This window comes from Oceanisphaera sp. IT1-181, from assembly GCF_033807535.1.
Lineage (GTDB): Bacteria > Pseudomonadota > Gammaproteobacteria > Enterobacterales > Aeromonadaceae > Oceanimonas.
On sequence record NZ_CP136856.1, the window covers coordinates 3,425,580 to 3,447,622 of the forward strand.

The 22,043-nt window shown below is 52.1% G+C and carries 14 protein-coding genes; 4 read left to right on the forward strand and 10 right to left on the reverse strand.

Annotation, left to right across the window (positions count from 1 at the left end; all coding sequences use genetic code 11):
- Positions 1–24 precede the first annotated feature (24 nt).
- A complete protein-coding gene (gene polA / locus R0134_RS15235; RefSeq protein WP_319782791.1) occupies positions 25–2,763 on the reverse strand; it encodes a DNA polymerase I in 2,739 nt (912 codons plus the stop codon).
- A 361-nt stretch (positions 2,764–3,124) separates the two neighbouring features.
- Between polA and elbB the strand changes: the two genes are divergently transcribed.
- Both elbB and R0134_RS15245 read left to right on the forward strand, forming a co-directional pair.
- A complete protein-coding gene (elbB, locus tag R0134_RS15240; RefSeq protein ID WP_319782792.1) occupies positions 3,125–3,772 on the forward strand; it encodes an isoprenoid biosynthesis glyoxalase ElbB in 648 nt (215 codons plus the stop codon).
- Positions 3,773–4,336: 564 nt separating this feature from the next.
- Positions 4,337–4,975 (forward strand): hypothetical protein, encoded by a 639-nt coding sequence (locus R0134_RS15245; protein WP_319782793.1) that lies wholly within the window; start codon positions 4,337–4,339, stop codon positions 4,973–4,975.
- Positions 4,976–5,012: 37 nt separating this feature from the next.
- On the opposite strand, the gene R0134_RS15250 is transcribed toward R0134_RS15245, so the two are convergent.
- The 4 genes from R0134_RS15250 to R0134_RS15265 form a co-directional block, all read right to left on the reverse strand.
- Positions 5,013–5,678, reverse strand: a complete 666-nt coding sequence (locus tag R0134_RS15250) for a 7-cyano-7-deazaguanine/7-aminomethyl-7-deazaguanine transporter (protein ID WP_319782794.1) — start codon at positions 5,676–5,678, stop codon at positions 5,013–5,015.
- Between the two features lie 121 nt (positions 5,679–5,799).
- Positions 5,800–6,699: an EamA family transporter gene (locus tag R0134_RS15255; RefSeq protein ID WP_319782795.1), complete on the reverse strand. Its 900-nt coding sequence runs from the start codon at positions 6,697–6,699 to the stop codon at positions 5,800–5,802.
- A 78-nt stretch (positions 6,700–6,777) separates the two neighbouring features.
- Complete coding sequence (locus tag R0134_RS15260) at positions 6,778–7,074, reverse strand: DUF3630 family protein (protein WP_319782796.1); 297 nt, start codon at positions 7,072–7,074, stop codon at positions 6,778–6,780.
- 120 nt (positions 7,075–7,194) lie between these two features.
- Positions 7,195–8,628 carry a protein adenylyltransferase SelO gene (locus tag R0134_RS15265; protein WP_319782797.1) on the reverse strand — a complete coding sequence of 478 codons (1,434 nt, stop codon included), beginning with the start codon at positions 8,626–8,628 and terminating at the stop codon, positions 7,195–7,197.
- Between the two features lie 210 nt (positions 8,629–8,838).
- On the opposite strand from R0134_RS15265, the gene R0134_RS15270 reads away from it, so the two are divergent.
- Positions 8,839–9,138, forward strand: a complete 300-nt coding sequence (locus tag R0134_RS15270) for a cytochrome c (RefSeq protein WP_319782798.1) — start codon at positions 8,839–8,841, stop codon at positions 9,136–9,138.
- Positions 9,139–9,541: 403 nt separating this feature from the next.
- Here R0134_RS15270 and recQ read toward each other — a convergent pair whose 3' ends face one another.
- Positions 9,542–11,368, reverse strand: a complete 1,827-nt coding sequence (recQ, locus tag R0134_RS15275; RefSeq protein ID WP_319782799.1) for a DNA helicase RecQ — start codon at positions 11,366–11,368, stop codon at positions 9,542–9,544.
- Positions 11,369–11,557: 189 nt separating this feature from the next.
- Between recQ and rarD the strand changes: the two genes are divergently transcribed.
- On the forward strand, positions 11,558–12,460 hold the full coding sequence (gene rarD, locus R0134_RS15280) for an EamA family transporter RarD (protein WP_319782800.1): 903 nt from the start codon (positions 11,558–11,560) through the stop codon (positions 12,458–12,460).
- 157 nt (positions 12,461–12,617) lie between these two features.
- Here the strand turns inward: rarD and R0134_RS15285 are convergent, their stop codons facing one another.
- The 4 genes from R0134_RS15285 to R0134_RS15300 all read right to left on the reverse strand — a co-directional run bounded on the left by R0134_RS15285 (position 12,618) and on the right by R0134_RS15300 (position 21,680).
- Positions 12,618–14,144 (reverse strand): penicillin-binding transpeptidase domain-containing protein, encoded by a 1,527-nt coding sequence (locus R0134_RS15285; RefSeq protein WP_319782801.1) that lies wholly within the window; start codon positions 14,142–14,144, stop codon positions 12,618–12,620.
- Between the two features lie 53 nt (positions 14,145–14,197).
- Positions 14,198–15,523: an IS4 family transposase gene (locus R0134_RS15290; RefSeq protein ID WP_319782802.1), complete on the reverse strand. Its 1,326-nt coding sequence runs from the start codon at positions 15,521–15,523 to the stop codon at positions 14,198–14,200.
- Between the two features lie 92 nt (positions 15,524–15,615).
- Positions 15,616–16,098: a transglycosylase domain-containing protein gene (locus R0134_RS15295; RefSeq protein ID WP_319782803.1), complete on the reverse strand. Its 483-nt coding sequence runs from the start codon at positions 16,096–16,098 to the stop codon at positions 15,616–15,618.
- A gap of 41 nt (positions 16,099–16,139) precedes the next feature.
- Positions 16,140–21,680 carry an alpha-2-macroglobulin family protein gene (locus tag R0134_RS15300; protein ID WP_319782804.1) on the reverse strand — a complete coding sequence of 1,847 codons (5,541 nt, stop codon included), beginning with the start codon at positions 21,678–21,680 and terminating at the stop codon, positions 16,140–16,142.
- Positions 21,681–22,043 lie beyond the last annotated feature (363 nt).

A 22,043-nucleotide genomic window follows, 5' to 3' on the forward strand; every position in this document is an offset into this window, starting at 1 on the left:
TAACGTACGGCGTGCAGCTGTCAGTTAATGCGCTTGATCCCAGTTATCGCCGTCGCCGGCTTCAACCAGTAATGGCACATCAATACTGGCCGCATGCTCCATGAGATCGCAGATCTGCTGTTTAAACTCTTCGACTTTATCTTCACGAATTTCAAACACCAACTCATCGTGTACTTGCATCAGCATGCGCACTTCACCGTCGGCTTGGCTCTTTAACCAAGCCGCGACCTTGATCATGGCTTTCTTGATGATATCGGCGGCGGTTCCCTGCATTGGCGCGTTGATCGCGGCACGTTCGGCGCCTTTACGGCGCGCACCGTTTTTAGCGTTGATCTCAGGCAAATATAAGCGACGACCAAACAAAGTCTCCACGTAGCCTTTATCTGCGGCCAGAGCGCGGGTGTCTTCCATGTATTTGAGCACGCCTGGGTAGCGCTCAAAGTAAATATCCATATAAGCCTGAGACTCATGGCGCGCAATACCTAACTGGCGAGACAAACCAAAGGCACTCATGCCATAAATCAAACCAAAGTTAATGGCCTTGGCCCGACGACGCTGCTCGGTAGTTACGCTGTCGAGCGCCACGCCAAACACTTCCGCCGCGGTGGCCTTGTGGATATCCAAGCCTTGGCCGAAGGCATCGAGCAGGCCTTTATCTTTGGAGAGGTGCGCCATGATGCGCAGTTCAATTTGCGAGTAATCCGCCGCCACCAACTTATAGCCTGGCTCGGCAATAAAAGCTTGGCGAATGCGCCGCCCTTCGGTCGTACGAATCGGAATATTTTGTAAGTTAGGATCCGAGGACGACAAGCGACCAGTCGCCGCATTGGCCTGATGATAGGAGGTATGAATGCGCCCACTGTGCTGATTCACCATCAATGGCAGCTTGTCCGTGTAAGTGGACTTGAGCTTGCTTAAGCCACGATATTCCATCAATAACTTAGGCAGCGGATAATCCAGCGCCAGCTCTTGCAGCACTTCTTCTGCCGTTGAAGGCGCGCCCTTAGGCGTCTTTTTCAAAATCGGCAGTGCCAGCTTGGTAAACAGGATTTCACCCAACTGCTTAGGCGAGCTTAAGTTAAAGGGTTCGCCCGCTAATTCATGAGCTTGTAGCTCTAGTTCTTTCAGACGCTTGGCAATTTCATCGCTTTGGATGGCCAGCAGCTTGCTGTCTATCTTAACGCCTGTGTACTCCATCTCAGCCAAAATCGGCACTAATGGCATTTCAATGTCGGTAAATACGCTTTGCAGCTCAGGCTCGGCGGCCAGTTGTTCGGCTAAATGATGGTGCAAGCGCAGCGTTATGTCTGCGTCTTCTGCCGCATAAAATGCCGCTTCTTCTAAGGGAATTTGATTAAACGTCAGCTGCTTAGCACCCTTGCCGGCAATGGCCTCAAAGGGCGTGGTGGCGTGATTTAAGAAGAAATTAGCCATGCTGTCCATGTCGTGACGCGTTTGTACCGAGTTCAGTACATAAGACTCCAACATGGTATCCAGCCCAATGCCACGCATCTGAATATCGTGATTTTTCAATACATTGGCATCGTACTTTAAATTCTGACCCAATTTAATCGGCAGCTCGGCTTCTAGCAGCGGCTTTAACGCCGCCAATACCACGGCTTCACTCAACTGCTCCGGCGCATCTAAATAATCATGGCCAAAGGGCACATAGGCCGCCTCTCCCGCCTCTACGGAAAACGACATGCCCACTATTCGTGCGTCGCGATAATTTAGGCTGGTGGTTTCGGTATCAAAGGCAAAATACGGTGCCTTGGCCAAGCGCCCTACCCAGTCTTGCAACTCGGCTTCGGTCAGAATGGTCTGATAATTCACGTCCATGGCCGGTGCCGCAGGCTTGGCGGATACCGCGGCAAGCTCTGGATCCAACTCGGCTAACAAATTACGAAATTCATATTCTTGATATAGCGCTTTTAGTGCTTCGGTATCCGGCGGGGTTTGCAGCAACTCGGCGGGGCCACAATGCAACTCCACATCGGTTTTAATGGTGGCCAAGGTATAAGATAAGTCCAAGATCTCTTTATGTTCGACAAACTTAGCGGCAAAGCTCTTAGATCCACGAAAGCCCAAATCCGCCACTTTATCGAGCTGAGCTGCAATCTGTTCAATCGAGCCCAAGCCCTGCAACAAGGCCAGCGCGGTTTTTTCACCTACGCCCGGCATGCCCGGAATGTTATCCACTTTATCGCCCACTAGCGCCAGCAGATCTATGATCAGCTCTGGCGGCACGCCAAACTTCTCGATCACACCATTGCGGTCCATAAACTCATTTTTCATGGTGTCCATTAACAGCACATGATCGGTGACCAACTGCGCCATGTCTTTATCGCCGGTGCTGATCACCACATCTAATTGCTGCTCGGTGGCTTGGCGCGCCAGCGTGCCGATCACGTCATCCGCTTCTACGCCAGACTCAATCAATAGCGGCAAGCCCATGGCTTTAATAATGTTGTGAATTGGTTCTATTTGGCTACGTAGATCGTCGGGCATGGAGGGCCGCTGTGCCTTATATTCCGAGTACAGATCGTCACGAAAGGTCTTACCTTTGGCATCAAACACCACTGTCACTTGCGAGTCGGGAAACTGCTTGTGCAGGCTGCGCAGCATATTAGTGACCACGCGAACTGCCCCACTGGGGCGGCCGTCACTGGTACGTAGATCCGCCTTTAAAGAGGCAAAATAGGCACGATAAAGATAAGAAGATCCATCAACTAGGATCAGAGGTTTACTGGGTAAGGCAGCCATGGTGTCGTTCTCGTTAATGCGTTACCTATTAGCATGCCACAGCCAGGCTGTTGACACCACGGCGAGCACTTTCTAGCCTGTGGATAAGTCTGTGCAAAGGCGATCTACACAAGATCTAGTCAAAAAACATTAGATCTTACTTATCAGACACTTAGAGAAAAATACTTGATCTGGCATTAAGATCTTGCAATGTGGAAATCTCTTTAGATGGCCTTGTGAATTATATGTAAGAGGTGAGGCGTAAATGGTGAGGTGCAAGATGATAAACATACTCAAACCTGCAAACTCAGTGTTTTACTGTTAGCTTTAGCCCTTCACTCTTTACACTTCTCTCCTCACGTTCACTTACAAGGAATAAGGTATGAAAAAAGTTGCCATTATTTTAAGCGGCTGCGGCGTGAATGACGGTTCTGAAATTCATGAAGCCGTGCTCTGCTTATTACACCTCACCAAACAGGGCGCGAGCTATCAATGCTTTGCGCCCGATAAACCCCAAGAGACTACCAATCATCTCACGGGAACATTAGACGCTGGCCAACAGCGCAATGTACTAACCGAAGCGGCGCGCATTGCTCGGGGCGAGATTAAACCGCTCACCGAGCTCAATGTGAGCGATTTTGATGCACTGCTGTTACCTGGCGGTTTTGGCGTGGCGAAAAACTTAAGTGACTTTGCCAGTCAAGGCACAGACATGCAGCTCGATGCCCAAGTGCAGGCGGCCTGCAAGTCGTTTGCCAGTGCCCGCAAACCCGCAGGCTACTGTTGCATAGCGCCCATCTTGATCCCGCGCGTTTATCCAGCTGGCGTGAAAGGCACTATCGGCACAGACACGGGCACCGCCGATGCTTTTATCGCCATGGGCGGCGAGCACATCGGCTGTGCGGTGACGGACGTAGTAGAGGATGCCCGTTATCAGGTGATCTCGACCCCCGCCTACATGCTAGCCAAAAACATTGCCGAGGCGGATATTGGTATCGGCAAACTAGTGAAACGCTTATTGGAGATGTAAGAGCAGCGCCCAGCACTAGGCGCCTAGCTAAGTTCAAAAGACTAGAAATGTTTTTGCCACGGAAGAACACGGAATCCACGGAAAAATTAAGATGATATAAACTCGACAAGTAATAAGATCCTATTATGGTAAGACCTCCCTTTCTTATGGCTTGGGGTGGCTCTTACCATAAAAATCACTTTCAGATCTGATCTCTATTTTTCCGTGTTCTTCCGTGGATTCCGTGGCGAAGAAGTCTCAATCGCATAAAAAAGGCCAGCATAAGCTGGCCTAAAAAACTCTGGAAGCAATGTGAGCAATGTGAGCAATGTCGTGCCTTCAAAAACTTATCTCCGCTTACCGCATAACTTAACCATAACTTAACCATAACTTAACGTCGCGGGGAACCACTCCTCGAAAGCAAAGTAACGATAACTATTATCATTACTGTTTGCAACTATCATTTACACTTTTTTCAATCCTGCTCGCCAGCGTCCCTAGCCGGTGCGGCTACTAGTTATGTCTCTACTACAATAAACAACACTGCTTTAGCTGAGATCTAGAGCTTATTGAGGAGGGAACCTTATGACTAAGCGCTGGCTATGGATAAGTTTATTAATGCCCAACCTACTGCTGGCAGGACAGCTGTTGGCCGCAGAGTCGAATACCGCGACTAAAGAAGCGATTGAAGCCGCTCATGAAGCAGAAAACGAAATTAAACAGGCAATCACAGCCGCCGCCGAGGCTTATCAAGCAGGCGAGCTGTCCCAGGCGGTGACGCAATTAGATTATTCCGCCACCTTAATCCGCCAACTACAAGCGGTTGAGCTGGGTAAGTTATTTCCTGAGCCTTTACCCGGCTGGCAAGCAGATAAGGTAGACAGCCAAGCGGGAGCCGCAGGGCTTTTTGGCGGTGGTATTAATGCCTCACGCAATTATCACAAAGGCGACCATCGTCTAGAGATAAGTATCATGAAAGACTCGCCGCTGCTGCAAACCATGGGCATGCTGTTTGCTAACCCCAGTATGGCGACCATGGGTGGCTACAAGATGAAGCGCATTCAAGGGCACACCGCCATGAGCAAAGCAGAAGATAACCACCAAGAGCTACAGATGATGATCGAAAACCGCATTTTGCTGCAGTTTAATGGCCGCAATATCAGCGAAGACGACCTCAAGGCTTATGCTGAAGCCGTCGACATTGAGGCCATCACTAAACTCTAAGTGCGACTGGCGCTAGTGGCTCGCTGCGCCTTGCTGTTTAGCTTCTTACTGTTTGTACCTTAAGACCGGTTTCACCAATAAACTTGCTGCTCAAGTACTTGAGCAGCAAGCCATAGGCTGGCACAAATAAGACCAAACTAAACAGCAGCTTAACTCCGTAATCTACCCAAGCAATCTCCACCCAATGTTGTGCCATAAAGGGATCGGGTGAGCGATAAAACGCCAAGCTAAAAAACACCAGCGTATCGACTAAATTGCCAAAAATAGTGGAGCAAGTGGGCGCTATCCACCAGGCTTTTACTTGGCGTAACCGGTTAAACACCGACACATCCATGATCTGGCCCAACACATAAGCCATAAAACTGGCCAGTGCGATGCGCGCCACAAACAAGTTGAACTCAGACAGCGCCGCTAGCCCTTGATATTTAGCCTCAAAAAACAATACCGACAACACATAAGAGCTGGCCAAGGCCGGCAGCATCACCAATAAAATAATGCGCCGCGCCATGGCCGCACCAAAGATGCGCACCGTCAGATCGGTCGCTAAATAAATAAAGGGAAAACTCAGTGCACCCCAAGTGGTGTGAAAACCAAACAGGGTAAAAGGCAACTGCACCAGATAGTTACTGGCGGCAATAATAGCGACGTGAAAGAAAGACAGCCGAAATAAGGCCGTATTGTACTGCTGAGGTGAAATAACCATGATAGACCTTTTTTATAATGGGGTTAGGGAACCCATTCCGAAAACGGCGCTTAGTATAACCAGCCGTGCGGCATTAACAAATGCTTTAATTTTAATCAGATTCGGAATGACGGCCGCTATACTAACGTTTTGCCACGCATTTGTCTTTACCTGAAAGTAAATTCCACACTCGTAGGCCAAACACATTCAAGCCTAAGCCCAGCATCACCAGTAACGCGCCCGCCCACTGGGCCGAGGTAAGTTGCTCATCCAACAACCATACTGCCGAGCTTAATCCCACTACGGGTACCAACAGTGAAAAAGGCGCCACCATACCGGTAGCATAGCGCTGTAATAAACGGCTCCAGAGGCCATATCCTAACAGGGTGGCGATAAAGGCGAGGTATGCCAAGGCGAGCAGTGTCTGTCTACTAATATGGCGCAAAGCATCTGCTATTTGCGCTGGGCCTTCTAGCCACAACGACAGTGCTAAAAAGGGCAAGGGTGGCACCAAGTTACCCCATACAATAAGACCAATTAAATTAACGCGACCTATTTTTTTAGTCACTATATTACCCAGTGCCCACATGGCCGATGCCGCCAGTGTTAGGCCTAAGCCCAGCATGGTCATGGTGCCGTCACCACCAAAGCCAATAATCGCCAAACCCGCCGCCGCCACCAACAAGCCCGCCAGATGCACAGGTTTAATCTTCTCGCCTAACAATAACGCGGCAAAAAACAGGCTAAAAAAGGCTTGGGATTGCAGTACCAGTGAAGCGAGTCCGGCCGGCATGCCATTGGCCATTGCGTAAAACAGAAAGGCAAACTGGCCTAATGAGATAGTACCGCCATAAGCAATCAGCCAACGCCAAGGAACCGCGGGCCGCTTAATCAACAGCACGGCAGGAAAGGCCACCAAGGTAAAACGCAGGGCTCCCAGCAACATAGGCGGCACATCATCTAAACCCGCGAGGATCACCACAAAGTTCATGCCCCACACGCCGATTACAACTAATGCCAACAGTACGTCTTTGGGTGCCATAGTGAGAACTCCTGTTAAGTCATATTGTCAGCTTTAGCCATCAGCCACAGAAAACACGGTATTGTGTAAGCTTGGCCCTTAACCGACAGCTACCGAAGGCCCGTTCCACTGCTCGGTTAGCCACGCCGCTACCTCTTGATCGGCGGCGCTAAAGGGCTGCAGCCAAGCGCAGTTTCCATAATGCTCAAAGCACAGCAATACGCGACTGCCTTCAAAGCCTAACAACCATTGCTGATAATCCGCACCCTGCTCACGTTCTATTAGCTGCAAATCTAATACGGTTATAAATTGTTCGGCCCAAGCGGGAAAACTCTCAAAGCTCAGCGGTTGCACGGCTACTAGGGCGACTGCGGCGGATGATTTTTCATCATTCATATAATTTATGTGCCCTGTTTATTGAAGTCGCTATACGCATTACGCCATACGCGGTAAATAAAACGGTGACTAGCTCTTAACTTACGGCGTAAAGCTTACCGCGTAAGACGTTGTGTACCCTTACGAACTACAAGAAATAGACAGATCGCAGGCCCAAGTCGGTGCAGGCTCGGCATAAGCTTCAAACTCCGGCTGCTCGTCGAAGGGGCGCGCCAGCAGCATTAACAAAGTATCCGCCTCACTTAAGTCGCCCTGCTCCGCCATCGTAATCGCCTGTTGTGCCAAGTGATTGCGCAGTATGTATTTGGGATTGACGCTATTCATCAAACGCACGCGTTCGGCTTGATCTGTGCCTTCTCGGCTTAAGCGCGCCTGATATTGCTCAAACCAAGAGCTAAAGGATTCGGCATTCGGCAATAAAGCTGCTAAATCGGCGGATATTTCACCACTCGCCGTCACGCCCACTAAGCGGCGAAACCAGCAAGTGTAATCCACTTTATGGATGGCCATTAGGTTAAACATATCGCGAAACAATGCGGGATCTGCGTCTTCCCACGCGGTTAAGCCCAGCTTTTGGCGCATGCCCTCGGAATAAGCAGACATTAATTGCCGCTCATATTTACCTAAGGCCGTTTGTAAGACCTCCATCTCGACAAAACCCGATAATGATTGAGCCAAGCGTTGTAAGTTCCAATAGCCCACCGCCGGTTGCTGATCGTAGGCATAGCGACCGCCGGAGTCTGAGTGATTACAAATATGATGAGGGTCATACGCATCTAAAAAGCCGTAGGGGCCGTAATCCAGCGTTAAGCCCAGCATCGACATATTGTCGGTATTGAGCACCCCATGACAAAAGCCCACTAACTGCCACTGAGCAATCACGGCGGCGGTTTTCTCCACCACCCGCGAAAATAAATCGCCATAACCGGCCGCATCTTTGGTTAAATCCGGCCACTGAGTATCAATTAAATAATCGAGTAAGGTCGGAATATGCTCAGACTTGCCCGAGTAGTAAAAATACTCAAAATGACCAAAGCGTAAATGGCTGGGGGCGGCGCGCAATACGGCGGCCCCTGCTTCTACCTCTTCTCGATAAACCGGCTGCTTGCTGGTCACCAATGCCAGCGCGCGCGTGGTGGCAATACCTAAATGATACAGAGCTTCTGAGGCTAAATACTCGCGCAGTGAAGAGCGCAACACGGCGCGACCATCACCAAAGCGCGAATAAGGCGTCTTGCCGCCGCCTTTAAGATTTAAGTCCCAGCGCTGGCCATTAGGTGCTATCACTTCACCCAGTAACAGCGCCCGACCGTCGCCTAACTGGGGGCTAAAACCACCAAATTGATGCCCAGCATACACCTGAGCAAACGGCACCATGCCCTCCGCTAACCAGTGGCCACTGACTAAATCGCGCCATTGTTCTTGGCTGAGCTCAATACCCAACTCTTCGGCAAGCTCAGTGTTAAGTAACAACAAGGTAGGCGAGAGCAAGGGACTGGGTTGCACCACAGAGCCGGCCCACGCAAATTGAGCATATTGATTATCTAAGCGCATGTTTTTGTCCTATGGCCGTTAACTGGGTTTTATCTTTCACCCTGACTTACATTATACTGCCGCCGCCAACTCAATAACGATTGTCGATTAGTAAGGAAAGTGTCACCTAAGCCAAGTATATGAGCGCTTGGGTCAGCAGCCTCTTGTCCGCAACCGTTATTAAGTCTCGAAGCAATATTCTAAATTCACTAATAATAACGGAGTTTCATCATGAAAAAACGGATGACAGCCGCAGTCGCTTTCGCACTACTGAGCGCCCCTGCTTTTGCTGCGGGCAATGCGGATGCTGGTAAAGCTAAATCTGCAGTTTGCGCCGCCTGTCACGGGCCAGAGGGTATCTCTTCTTTGGAGATTTACCCGAATTTAGCGGGTCAAAAAGAAGCATATTTGGCTACCCAGTTACAACATTTCCGCGATGGCGAGCGTAACAACCCTATTATGGCGCCCATGGCCAAGCCTTTGTCTGACGCTGATATCGCCGACTTAGCCGCCTATTACGCAAATTTTTAAGAGCCGCTGTAAGCTCTAAGCCGTACCTGATTACCCACAAAGCTCAGCCATGTTTCAGAGAACTCAGCACCAATTAATTCAATAGGTTACAGGGAGGTACCGCCTCTTCGGTAAAGAATATGAGGCTCAGTTTGGTATTTTGACCTTGTAGGGGCCAATTTATTCGGCCCGGTTTGGTGTTTTGGTTTAAATCTAAACCTCAGTAGCAGCCAGCAGAGCTGGCCTGCCGAATAAATTGGGCAGCTACAAAGAACAAACCAAAACAGCGCACATCATGGCTGAGGGTCATACGTAATCAGGAAGCCGTAAGTCAAAAAAAAGCACTGAACCTCAAGGTTTGGTGCTTTTTAGTTTTAGCTTTGTGTGGATTTTTCTGACGTCTGATGGCTGAGGGCTTTACCGACTAGTTCTGCTGGCGTAATAATCTTAAAAAAGCCACGCCGTAGCGTTCTAACTTACGCGCGCCTATGCCATTAATACTTAATAACTCGGCCTCGGTTTTGGGTCTATAGCGGGCTAATTCAATAAGCGTAGCGTCACTGAACACCACGTACGGTGGCACATCTGCTTCATCGGCCAGTTGTTTGCGTAACTTGCGCATCTCCTGAAACAAGGCTTTATCTTCAGGCTTGGTTAAGGCTGCATCACTTTTATCTTTGGTTTTCACCCGTACCATTCTCGGCTCAGCCAACTCTAGGCAGACTTCACCGCGCAATACCGGCCGCGCCGCTTCCGTCAGCTGCAACACCATATTACGGGTGATATTTTGGCTGAGTAAGCCGGAGTGAATCAGTTGGCGAATAACACTCACCCAGTGCTCTTGGCTTTTATCTTTGCCAATGCCATAGGTCGAAAGCTTATCGTGGCCGTATTCGCGCACCCGCTGAGTATCGGCACCGCGCAGCACATCCACCACATAAGTAACGCCAAAGCCCTGCCCAACGCGATACACACAAGACAGCGCCTTTTGCGCATCTTGGCTGCCGTCATAACGGGTAGGCGGATCCAAACAAATATCACAGTTACCGCACGCTTCCCGCTGATATTCACCAAAGTAATTTAGCAGCACTTGGCGCCGACACGTCAGTGACTCGGCAAAGGCCGCCATCACGTTCAGCTTATAGAGCTCGACTTGGGTCTGTTGGGCATTTTCATTGTTTTCTAACAATCGGCGTACCCGACCCACATCGCCTGGATCGTAGAGCAACAAGGCTTCTGCAGGCAGACCATCTCGCCCACCACGACCGGTTTCTTGATAGTAAGATTCGATGTTTTTTGGAATATCGTAATGCACTACGTAGCGCACGTTGGGCTTATCGATGCCCATGCCAAAGGCCACGGTCGCCACTACTATGTCGAGATCGTCGCGAGTAAAACGCTCTTGCACCGATTGGCGCACTTCTAATGGCAAACCCGCATGATAACTGGCGGCTTTATGGCCCCGACCAATCAGCCGTTCGGCCATTTCCTCGACCCGTTTGCGGCTCGAGCAATACACAATGCCACATAAGCCGGGCTGGTCAGCTACGTAACGCAGCAGTTGGTCGGCGCCTTTAAATTTATCGACTAAGGTGTAGCGAATATTAGGCCGGTCGAAGCTGGCGATATGGATTAAAGGGTCGGTTAAATTCAACCGACCCAGCATATCTTGGCGAGTGGCTTCGTCTGCGGTGGCCGTTAATGCCATCACCGGAATATTCGGGAACCACTGTTTGAGCCGACCCAGCAGTGCATATTCAGGCCTAAAATCATGGCCCCACTGGGAAATACAGTGTGCCTCATCGATGGCAAATAAGCCGAGCTCTAATTCGCCCAGTCGCTCCATAAACTCTTGCTGCAGCAAGCGCTCTGGCGACACATAGACCAACTTCACCTCACCCCGGCGCATGGCCGTTAAGTGATTGTGCATCACCTCACGGCTAAGGGTGCTGTTGATGTAGACCGCCGCCACGCCGTTGGCTACTAAGCTATCCACCTGATCTTTCATCAAGGAAATCAACGGCGACACCACAATAGTGAGGCCGGATCGCAACAAAGCAGGAATTTGATAACAGATGGATTTACCGCCACCGGTCGGCTTGATAACCAAGGCATCGCGCCCAGCTATGACTGTATCTATGATCTCTTGCTGGCCATCGCGAAAGCTCTGATAGCCAAACACCTGCTGCAAAACCGCCAAGGGAGTGTCGGGAATAGGAACGGAATCAACTTGTTCGGTCAAGGGAGTCATTTCAGCCTGCAGGATAAAAGCGGACCTACATTGTAGAACAGGGGGGCCAAACAATGAAGCTCGCCGATAATTGGCGAACCTACCGAGCTCGGTGTGAGTCTTGAGCAAGCAAGTTAACAAGCTTTACTGCTAGCCAATTCGGACTGGCGATAGTTACACTGCACTCCTGCTTTATATTAGATATTTATTATGGAAAAAGATCAGGGTACAAAGGGCGCACTGTATGCGGTGGGAGCTTATACGTTGTGGGGCATAGCGCCTTTATACTTTAAGCAGCTGACGCATATTCCTGCCTATGAGATTTTAACGCATCGGGTGATTTGGTCTTTTTTGCTGTTGCTAGTGTTACTGACAGTGCTGAAATTTTGGCCGCGAGTGCGGGCCATGTTGCGCCAGCCCAAGTATTTGCTGTTGCTAACTTTGTCGTCCGTCATTATTGGTTTAAATTGGTTGGTGTTTATTTGGGCAGTAAACAACAACCATATGCTAGATGCCAGTTTGGGCTATTACATTAATCCGCTTTTTAATATAGTGCTGGCCATGTTGTTTTTGGGTGAACGCTTTCGGCGCATTCAATGGTGGGCGGTGGCGCTGGCGGCCAGTGGTGTGGTGATCCAATTAGTGGTGTTTGGCAGTTTGCCTTGGATCGCCTTGGTGCTGGCTATCTCCTTTGGCCTCTATGGGCTAATTCGTAAGAAAGTACCGGTGGATCCCATTACTGGCTTAACCATAGAAACCCTAGTGCTGTTGCCGCTAGCTGCGATTTATTTATTCTGTATTGCCGATACGCCCACGAGTAACCTAAGTGCCAATTCGCTGAATACTAATCTGTGGCTAATTTCTGCCGGCTTGGTCACTACCGCACCTTTGTTGCTGTTTGCCGGTGCCGCTAAACGGCTTAAATTATCGACGCTGGGCTTCTTTCAATATATTGGCCCTAGCCTGATGTTTTTAGTGGCGGTGGGGCTCTACGACGAGGCCTTTACTGCAGACAAGATCATTACCTTCGTGCTGATCTGGTGTTCGTTAGTGATCTACAGCTGGGATGGGATTAAGCACCGCAAAAAGCCAGCCGTACGTCAAACGCTTTAAGCTGTACGCCGTCCGTTAAAGTCAGCGATAAAACCAAACCGTGCCGAAGTCCTCTTTACCAAAGAGACGGGCATCTACAAATAACTTTCGAACTTGTAGCCCGCCAACTTGTGTCGGCGGCCAGCATAGCTGGCTTTTATATCACTGCTGGCTCGACTTAGCGCAATCTTACTTTGGCTTGTGCGGATTGGCCGGTGCTGTCGATAACTGATAGTTCTACAAAACCCGGGCCGGGCATTTTTACTAGCTGGTCTCGCCCGCGGGCCGATACTACTACTGGCTGCCCGTCGGCCAGCCAAGTGAAGGGGCCAGTGCCGCCGCGTACTCGCAGTAATAAACTGTTCGACATTAGCTCGACCTCGGCGCCGTCGGGCGGAAAGTCCACTTTAGGCGCATCTGCGGCGCTAAAGGCCCCATTACGCGGGCGAAACTTACGCAGCGGCTGGGGTAAGCTGGCGTTGGCCACCATTAAGGTGCTCGGTGGTGGCAAAGGTAAAGGGTCTAATTTGCGCTTTACTCGGGCAAAGGCTTGAAACAGCAAAGGGGCGGCTAAATCTGCGCCAAATACGCCGGGTACTGGCGTGCCGTCGGCTCGGCCCATCCAGACTCCGATCACATGAGTACCATCGAAGCCGATGGCCCAGGCATCTCTGTGTCCGTAACTGGTGCCGGTTTTATAAGGCAAGCGGTTAACCGGCGCACCGATTGGCGGTGCTACGCCCGATAAAATATCCGCCACTTGCCACGCCGCTACCGCCGACATCACTCTCAAGCCAGCTGCACTTTTACCCGCTTCATCCATGCTGTTATCGACTGTAAAATGTAACGGCCGTGACACGCCGCCGCGGGCTATGGTGGCATATAAGCCCACCATATCTTCTAACGTAACGCCCACGCCGCCCAATGCCACCGCTAAACCTGGTTGACCACCGGGCACGCGGGCTTCTACCCCGGCACGACGTAAACCCGACATCAACTTAGCCGGGCCCAGCGCATCGGTGAGTGCGACGACTGGCAGATTAAGCGACAGCTGTAGCGCTTCGCGAATACGCACTTCACCACGAAAAATCTTATCGAAATTTTGCGGCGCATAGCCGCCAAAATCCATGGCTCTGTCTTCAATCAAGGTTTCGGGGTGGGCCAAGCCTTCATCAAACGCCAAGCCATAGACTAAGGGTTTTAAGGTGGAGCCGGGGCTGCGAAAAGCGCGGGTCATATCGACGAAACCTAATCGGGCATCGGCGCGATAGGCGGCAGATCCTACCGATGCCAACACTTCGCCGTTGCCGTGATTCGCCACTACCATAGCCACCTGTAAGCGATCGCCGTGGGCGGCAACCGCTTGAGTGGCCAACTCTTCGAGTCGGCGTTGCAAGCTAGCATCTAGGCTGGTGCGGTGCAGTTGAGTGGTGGGTGTTGCCGCTACGATACGGTCGGCTAAGTGTGGCGCCAGCGCCGGAAAGCTTTTACGCCGTGTAGGCATGGGCTCACGGTTGGCCGCTGCGGCTTGGTCCGCCATGATCACCCCCGCACCCACCGCTTGCGCCAGCACTTTTTCTCGCGCCAAGGTGGCAGCTTTGGGGGCGCGATCTGGCCGACGGCCTTCCGGTGATTGGGGCAAAGCCACTAACAGTGCGGATTGAGCTGGCGTTAAGCGCTTCGGCTCCTTGCCAAAATAGGCCAAAGACGCGGCGCGTAGGCCTTCAAGATTGCCCCCATAGGGCTAACACCATTCAGTTAAGCGTGTTTAGAGCGAATGGGGTACCGAGTTTTTGATATCCGAACGGTCCTACTCTTGGGCCGTTTTCTTTTTTCAGGCAAAATATAGCGCTTCACTCGCTCGCGCATGGCCCTCAGCTTTTTGGGGATCGTGCCGGGGGCGGCGATGGCACACCACATTACTTCATCCTGAATATCTCTTAACGCCATCATAAAACTAATCCGCAGCGGTGAGACGTCTGCCTCGTGAGCAATGCGGCTGATCTCCACCCGCACTAAATTGTAGGCAAGTAAAATCCCCCACAGCTCCTGCGTGACACCTTCAACCGACTGACTGCGCAATAAAATCGTATCCTCCAGCATCCGATGTTTAATTTCCCCATAACTATTTTCGATCTCCCACCGCTCAAAATAGACATCCAGTAACGCTTGGCCTGAGTGCTGCTGTCCATCGACTAACGAGCACAGTACGCCCTTGATATGGTTGCTGCTAACCGGCTCAGGGTAAAGTACCAGCCGCGCTTGCCAGTGCTCCGGCAAGGAAGGATCTAATTTTCTTGCCTGAGGTGACACTTTCATTTCCACCAGATGATCGCACTCTGAAAACGAGTGCAGCACCGTATATTGGGTGTTACTTTTTATGGGTACCATCCAGTGCGCGTGAGGATGCTGGCGTTGCCAGTTAATCAATAATTCTGCACTGAGATAACAACGGTCAAATATCGTTAGGCTGTGATCGGGGACATGCGCAAGCAGTTGCTTAGTATAAGTGACTTCTCCCTGATGACTCGGGCCAAAAGCAACATGATGAACCATGCGACTACGCAGAGAACTAAAGGCACACAGACGAACAACGGGGTATTCAGTATGGGCCGTTTTACTGTGTTTAACGTAACCGAAGTGTTTGGCTAACTCGGGGGTATCCGCAGTGCGAAATTGGGTGCCGTCGACAGAATAAAGTCGAAGTCCATGCCAGGTATCCTTACCGTCTTCTTCTGCAATCCAACGCGCAGCCGTGAGGTTAAACAAGGCGGCTAATGGCTCGCTAGTCAGACGTTGTCTAGCTTGGGGAATGGCACTGGGCGCGACGGACTCTCCCAGCTTATTGGTCAGTTGAAGATCTAACTTGTCTACCACATCACTAATCGAACGGTCACGAAATAATCCCATGGCGATAACCAACCAGACCACCAGCTCGGCGGGGAGCTTTCGCCGCCTGACACTCGCTTTATCCGTTTGCTCTAGCGCGGTATGAATCCAGTCCAGAGGAAGGTGTTTGTGAAAGGTCGATAACGACTCAGGAACGGCAAATGTATCGGTGTCGAGTAACCAGTGAGCAAGCAAAAAAATACCCTCATACCATGTGGTGATGAGGGTATTCTGACGCCGTATAAGGATCGGTCAACCGATCGCCAAAATTTCTTAACTGATCGGTGTTACCCATAGGGCGCCACTTGATAGTAAAGCTGCAAGATTTCCGCTTTGTTTAAACGTCGCTCTAAGGCCAGCGCCAGCCGCGCTTGGCGCAACTTGCCCTTTATTTGGCCGGTGCCGCTGTCCTCCAGCAAACGCGCCACCTGCATAGTTAAGGTTGATCCTCCCGACACCACTCGCCCTTGCCATGCCGCCTGCGCCACCGCGCGCAGCACCGCTAAGGTATCCACGCCGCCGTGGTTGTAGAAACGCTTATCTTCATAGGCGACCAACATGGCGGTAAAGTCTGGGTCTACCGCATCCGGCTCTATCGCCATGCGCCAGCGGCCATCCGCCACCATATAAGCGCGCAGCAAGCGGCCATCTCGAGCCAACACTTCTACCGAGGTTTCTATCACTAAGCTGGGTAACGCTGTGGCCTCAACCCAAGCGTCTAGCGCCTCGGCGGCCAGCCACAGTAGCAAAGCGCTGCTTAAGCTCACCATTAACGTAAGCCCCAGCGCGAACTTAAGCCAAGCTCTGCGTATCACTCGCTGATGGTCACCCGGCCCGCGTCAGTTTGGGCGCGGTAATCCGGGCGATACATATCTTCGACCGAGGCCGCCGGATGATGAAATTGCCCGGGCGACACGGCACGCACTATATAAGCTAAGCGCAGCGTATTACTACCTTCCCAATCCACCTGAGAAATAAAGCGGTCTTGGCGAAATTCGCTGTGCTCGGCATCTTCTTTGACCTTCAGCCAATCCAGCCCCCCTACTTCGCCACCGCGTAACAGATTCGGGTTATCAATCTCAAAACCGGCGGGCAGCGGGTCCGCTAACATCAAGCGCGCTTGCGCCTTGCCGAACGGCACCACTTCAAGTACCACCACCATGCGATCACCGGCTTTTACGCCGGAATCCAAGTCAACCGGCACGCCGTCCATCTGGTAATAGCTGCGCGTAATAGCATAACCATTGCCCGTGGCAGGCTCGGGCACCCGTGGCACACCATAGGTGGTCAGCGTAAGCGTGGTCGGCTTAAAGGAGCCATTACTTACGGTCAACGCCTTAGCGCTATCAGCCTTAGCACCATAGGTATGAGTAACATCCGCTTTTAGTACTCGTACTAAGGGCCCCTCCACCGGCTTACCATCTAAGGTAATACCATCATTACTGGGCTGTTCAATTAAGGCGTTAGCCGCCAATAATGTCCAGCTGGCTTCTTGAGTAGACAAACTGCGACCATCTGGGCGCAAACTAAGCGCCAACTCTTCCACGTCCAGCGCCTTCGATTTAGCTTCCGTGGCCAAGGTCAGCACTGCTGCCACATCGCGACGACGACTGCCGTAATCTTCACGATAAATTTGTGCCTCGGTGAGCGATTTATAAGCCGCCACCCGGGCACCCGCCTTGTTAAACATGGCATCAGCGCGTTTTTGATCGCCATAGCTGGCCAAAGCCGCCGCCAGTTGCGCTTGGGCAATCGGCGTGGCAAAGGCATCACCTTTCACATCTGCGTAATAGCGCAAGTCACCAATGGTGGCCGCACCTTCACGAGCCAACACCATCAGCGCATAGGCCAGCGCCTCACCGCCTTCATCAAAATCGGCGGTATAGTTGACGCGGTTGCGCAAGTTATCCAATGCGGAGCGAAACGCCACATCGGGCACCGCATGGCCTTGGGCCTTAGCGCGACTTAAGAAGTCGGTGACATAGGCATCCAACCAAAAATCGCCGGAGCTGGGGCCCCATAAGCCAAAGCCGCTTTCGGAGCTTTGGTTAGTCAATACTTCACCCACCGCCTTACTGATACGCGTTGGGAGATCTTCTGCCCCTTTTAGCTGCATCGCCTTCGCCACCTGATCAAAATACAGCAGCGGCAGCGCACGCGAGGTCACTTGTTCGGTACAGCCGTAAGGATAACGGTCTAACGCCGCCAGTAGCCCAGGCACATCTAAGCGAGCAATCGGCCCTACCGACAAAGTCGCCAGGCCAGAGCCTGGAGCAAAGTCCGCAAAGGCAGTTTGGTCGAGAGTAAAAGACTCACCGGCGGCCAATTCCAGACGTTGAGTACGTGAAACCTCTGGATCCCCGTTGTGTACCGGGATAAATAACTCTTTGCTCAACTGCTTGCCGTCGGGCGTGGTGAGCGAGACAGACACACTTTGCTGCCCCTCTGCGCCTGCGGTGATGGGCACCGAAAACGTCGCCTTTGCGCCCTTCGCCAGTTCAAAATCGTTAGGCACATCGCCTAAGGTCAGCCCTTCTGCGGACAACTTTAAGCCCATCTTGCCTGCCGGTCCCGTGGCATGCATCACTTCGAGCAGCATGCGGCTTTCGTCATTAGGCGACATAAAGCGCGGCACCGAGGCGGTGACTACTACCGGATCGCGCACCAGTACTTCGGCGTCGGCTTGGCCAACGGCGGTGTTAGACCACACCACCGCCATCACTTTCACCGTGCCGTTAAACGAGGGCATGTCGAAGGTGGCGCGGGCGTAGCCGTCCTTATCTATGGTGACCGGACCAGTAAAATAAGCCACCAATTCTTCGGTAGGCGGTGGCGCTTGCATGCGCGCTTGTGCTGCGGCGTCACCACCGGATCGCACCGTGCCCGCCGCACCACTTAGGCCATCGATTAAACGGCCATATAAGTCGCGCATGCCTACTCCCAACTTACGCTGGCCAAAATAATGGCCTTTGGGATCCGGCGGGGTAAAGGCGGTGAGGTTCAAAATTCCCACATCTACCGCCGCTATGGTGGCGTAGGCGGTTTCACCCCGAGCTATGCCGCCCACTTTCACGGAAATCTCCATGGGGCCACGGGGCGCCACTTCTGCTGCTACCTCAACGCTCGCACTCAATGCTTTCTTGCCCGGCGCTATGCTGGCGTGCGCCAATCCTAAGGCACGGGCCGGATTACGGCCGGCGGCCACATCCATGGGTCGTAACACAGACGCAGACACATAGACGCCTGTGCCCCAATCGTCGGTGACATCTAATTTAATGGTGTTTTCACCCTCAGCTACCTTCACCACTTTCATGGTTACTAGGCGGTTAGATAACACATACACCAGTGCCGTACCGGCGGCACGGGGCACAATGCGCAATTGCGCCACCTCGCCAGACTTATAGGCCGGCTTGTCTAAGGATAATTCCAGCGTATCGGGAGTCGAAGTTACATCTGCTGGCGCATACCAGCCCGCATAAAAACGGCTGGAAGTAGCCGCATCGCCACCGTCCGCTTGGCTGACCACCAACTCATACTCGCCCCAGTCCACGGGTGCTGAGATTTCTACTGCCGCGCTTAATTCTTTCCCTAGCTCTTTCCCTAATTCTGCTCGGCCATCCGCTACTCGTTCACGGCTGCTGACAGGCTCCCAACGCCAATCGCCATATTCTTGATACCACTGATAGCGAGTTTCAATACGCGATAATTCCCAGGTTACCGTCATGGTGGTGGCTGTTTCATCAGAGCCTACCGCCAGCAGCGAGAACTTAGCATCCGTGCCTTGCTTGACCACCTCATCAAATAAGGGTTTAACGCCAATCATGGGCCCGCTGGGTTGTAGTGCGCGCGTTATGCGCCGCTCCACCGGACGGCCCGAACCTTCGGCCACCCGTGCTGCGACTGTGATTTCTAATGGCCGCAAGGGGTCGGTGACATCGGGTATAGATAGTGCAATCACCGCCCGACCTTGGTCGTCAGTACTCTGGCCACTAAAGCTTTCCATTTGGGTTTGGAACGGTTCATCAGTGCGGCCAAACTGGTAGCCAGGAAAAGCCGCCAAGCCTTTGGCGGCGCGTAACGTCACATCGCCTTCCACGCTCAAATCGCTACCCAGGGCGCCAAATAAGTATTTTGCATCTAACGTAAGCGCAGGCGTATCGCCCAAGCGTATTGGGCTGTCGGGTAAGTTCAGGCTGAAATCAATGCGTTCGGGTAAGAAGTCTTCCACCAAGAAGGTTTTTGCGGTGAGCGCTGGCGCGTCGAGATCGGCTTTCACCTCTAGTCTCCATACGCCACGAGGCGCACTACCGGCAATCGGTAGCACAAACACATGACCGCCGGCTCCTGCGTCTGCTGCCACTACTCGGGAATATTCCACGCCATCGGGGCGTTTCACGATGGCCGTTAAGGGTAAGCCGGCAATCGCCGCAGCATTAGCATCACGACTCAGAGCGGTGGCATAGACAGTTTCGCCGGCACGATAGGCACCGCGGTCGGTGGTTAAGAACACATCTATGGGTGGTGCCGGTTCACGGCCTTCAACGCCACGATCCGACAGATCAAATTCTGGGTCGGTGAGTGAGAGAAATGCCATATCTGCCGATTCTTCTTTGGCTTCGCCCTCTTTAGCACTTCCTTCTTTGGCAACAATCATGGCCGGCGCCAACGCGCCCACGCCTCGGGTGAGTGCTGCAGGAAAAAGCGCGTAACCTTGATCGTCGGTTTGTAACCTGCCCAATATTTCATTACTGCGGCTCAGCAGCTCCACCGTCACCTTAGGCTTGGCATCCGCCGTGCCTAGGCTGCGCACTACCACGTGTAAACCATCAGCACCACTTAAGGTGCTAATGCCTAGATCAGACACCACAAACCACTGCCAAGCGGGTGCTACCTCATAGCTGTCTTTGCCGGGCATACTGGCGCGCAGCGCAAAAATACCCGCACCTTGCCCCGCTAGCGCCTCATTCATCGGCAAACGCGTGGTCATGTCGCGATTCACTTCCATCGCTAAGTCCGCATGGCCTTGCCAAATTTCTGCGCCCACTTCGCTAGAAAAACTATCCTCACGCCAATAAGACATGGGTTCGCCAAAATACTCGCTCTGTATCGCGCGCAAGATATTACGATCGGTCACCCGAAATAACGTTAAGTCCGCCTTAGCCGTGTTCACCGCTTCAATGGGCAGCGCCGCGTCTTGGCCTACCTTAGGTAATACATAAGCACGGCCCGGAAAACGCAAGCTGGGGCTACGATCCCGCACATAAGCGGTAATGGTGACCGGCTTTGCTGTGGTTTGGCCATCGGCAGCGGGAATACCCGCACGGAAAGTTAAAGTATGGCGTGCACCATGGCTCACGCCTTCTACACAGAGCATCTGATCGCCAGTTTTCTCTACCGTTAGGCCTTTGCCATCCAGTTGCACAAACTTATTAAAATCGATATCTGTTTTGGCTAAGTCATCGGAAAACTGCACGCAAATTCGCGGCCGCGCGCTGTCCGATTGCACATCATGCTCGGTAACTCTGAATCCGTATTTGCCAATGGCTTTATCTAAGGCGGCTTGAGTCTCGGCGCGCGTATGTATCTGCTGGGCCAAGCGCAAGGCGGGCACCATTGCTAAGCCCCGGCTGCGGTCTTCTAATATTTGGGCCATTTCAACTAACAGGTTATGGCGAAGGCCGGGGGTATCGGCACGTAAATAACCATTAATGGTGGCAGCCAGTGCTCTTTGCTGTAATTCGCTGCTGGTACTCTTATCGCGCGCTGCCGCACGTCTTAATAACCGCGCATATTCAGACCAATCTGAGGCCGCATCGGTAATGTTTAAGGCAGCACCTATATGGCTACTGGCGCGCAGCATATTACCGTTAGACTCTTCTGCTTGGGCCGCGGCCAAATGCTCAGCGGCTGAGCTAGCGCCGGTCACGTGGCGTATCGCTAAACCGGTGGCTAATTCAGTGGCCCGAGCAAGATCCGTTGGCTGTAAAAAGCTCAGTTCAGCAGCGCGAGTTTGTGCCAAGGCGGCCGCATTGGGGGAGGCGTTCAGCATAAAACCCGACAGCGCATCTGCGTATGCGGCAGTGTCACCAAACTCTGCTTTTAAAAAGCAGGAGCCGTTGCGCGAATTAAAGGTGATGGCCGTACAGGCACTATTGCTGACGCAGGCTTTTTGGCAGGACTCTAAGGTAGTATCAAATAGCGAGCTAATATCGCCGCCGGGCAAGTCCACATCTTGGCTCATCACGAAGCGCTGTTGCGGCACTAAATCTGCTGCGCCACTGATGCCAGACCAATTCAAGCCCAATACGGCGACCAAAAGCGCGCCTAATTTTATTCCGCGTCCATACGCCATCTTCAACACCCCATCGACTGTGTCTGCACTCAACGCAGCCGTAACCAGCAGGGCCGCACTCAAAAACAAACTGATTCAATCCTGCCACGCAGATCCATTTATAGCCAAAAATTCTATTGGTTATTAATGTTAATAGCGCCGAGCACCAAACTAAAAATAAACACCTTAAAGCAAACCGCTCCCGAAAATTTAGGTTTTGTAGGCGAACGCTTGCTCTCGCATTTCGCCGAAGGCGGAACAGAACATCACACCAAACGGCAAAACGTATTTAGCTGAATGTTGCTCGCTTGCTTGTTACCTAAAATAAGCGACCCGACGAAAATAAAGAGACACGAGTTTTCTGATGTAGGCTCACTTTATTTC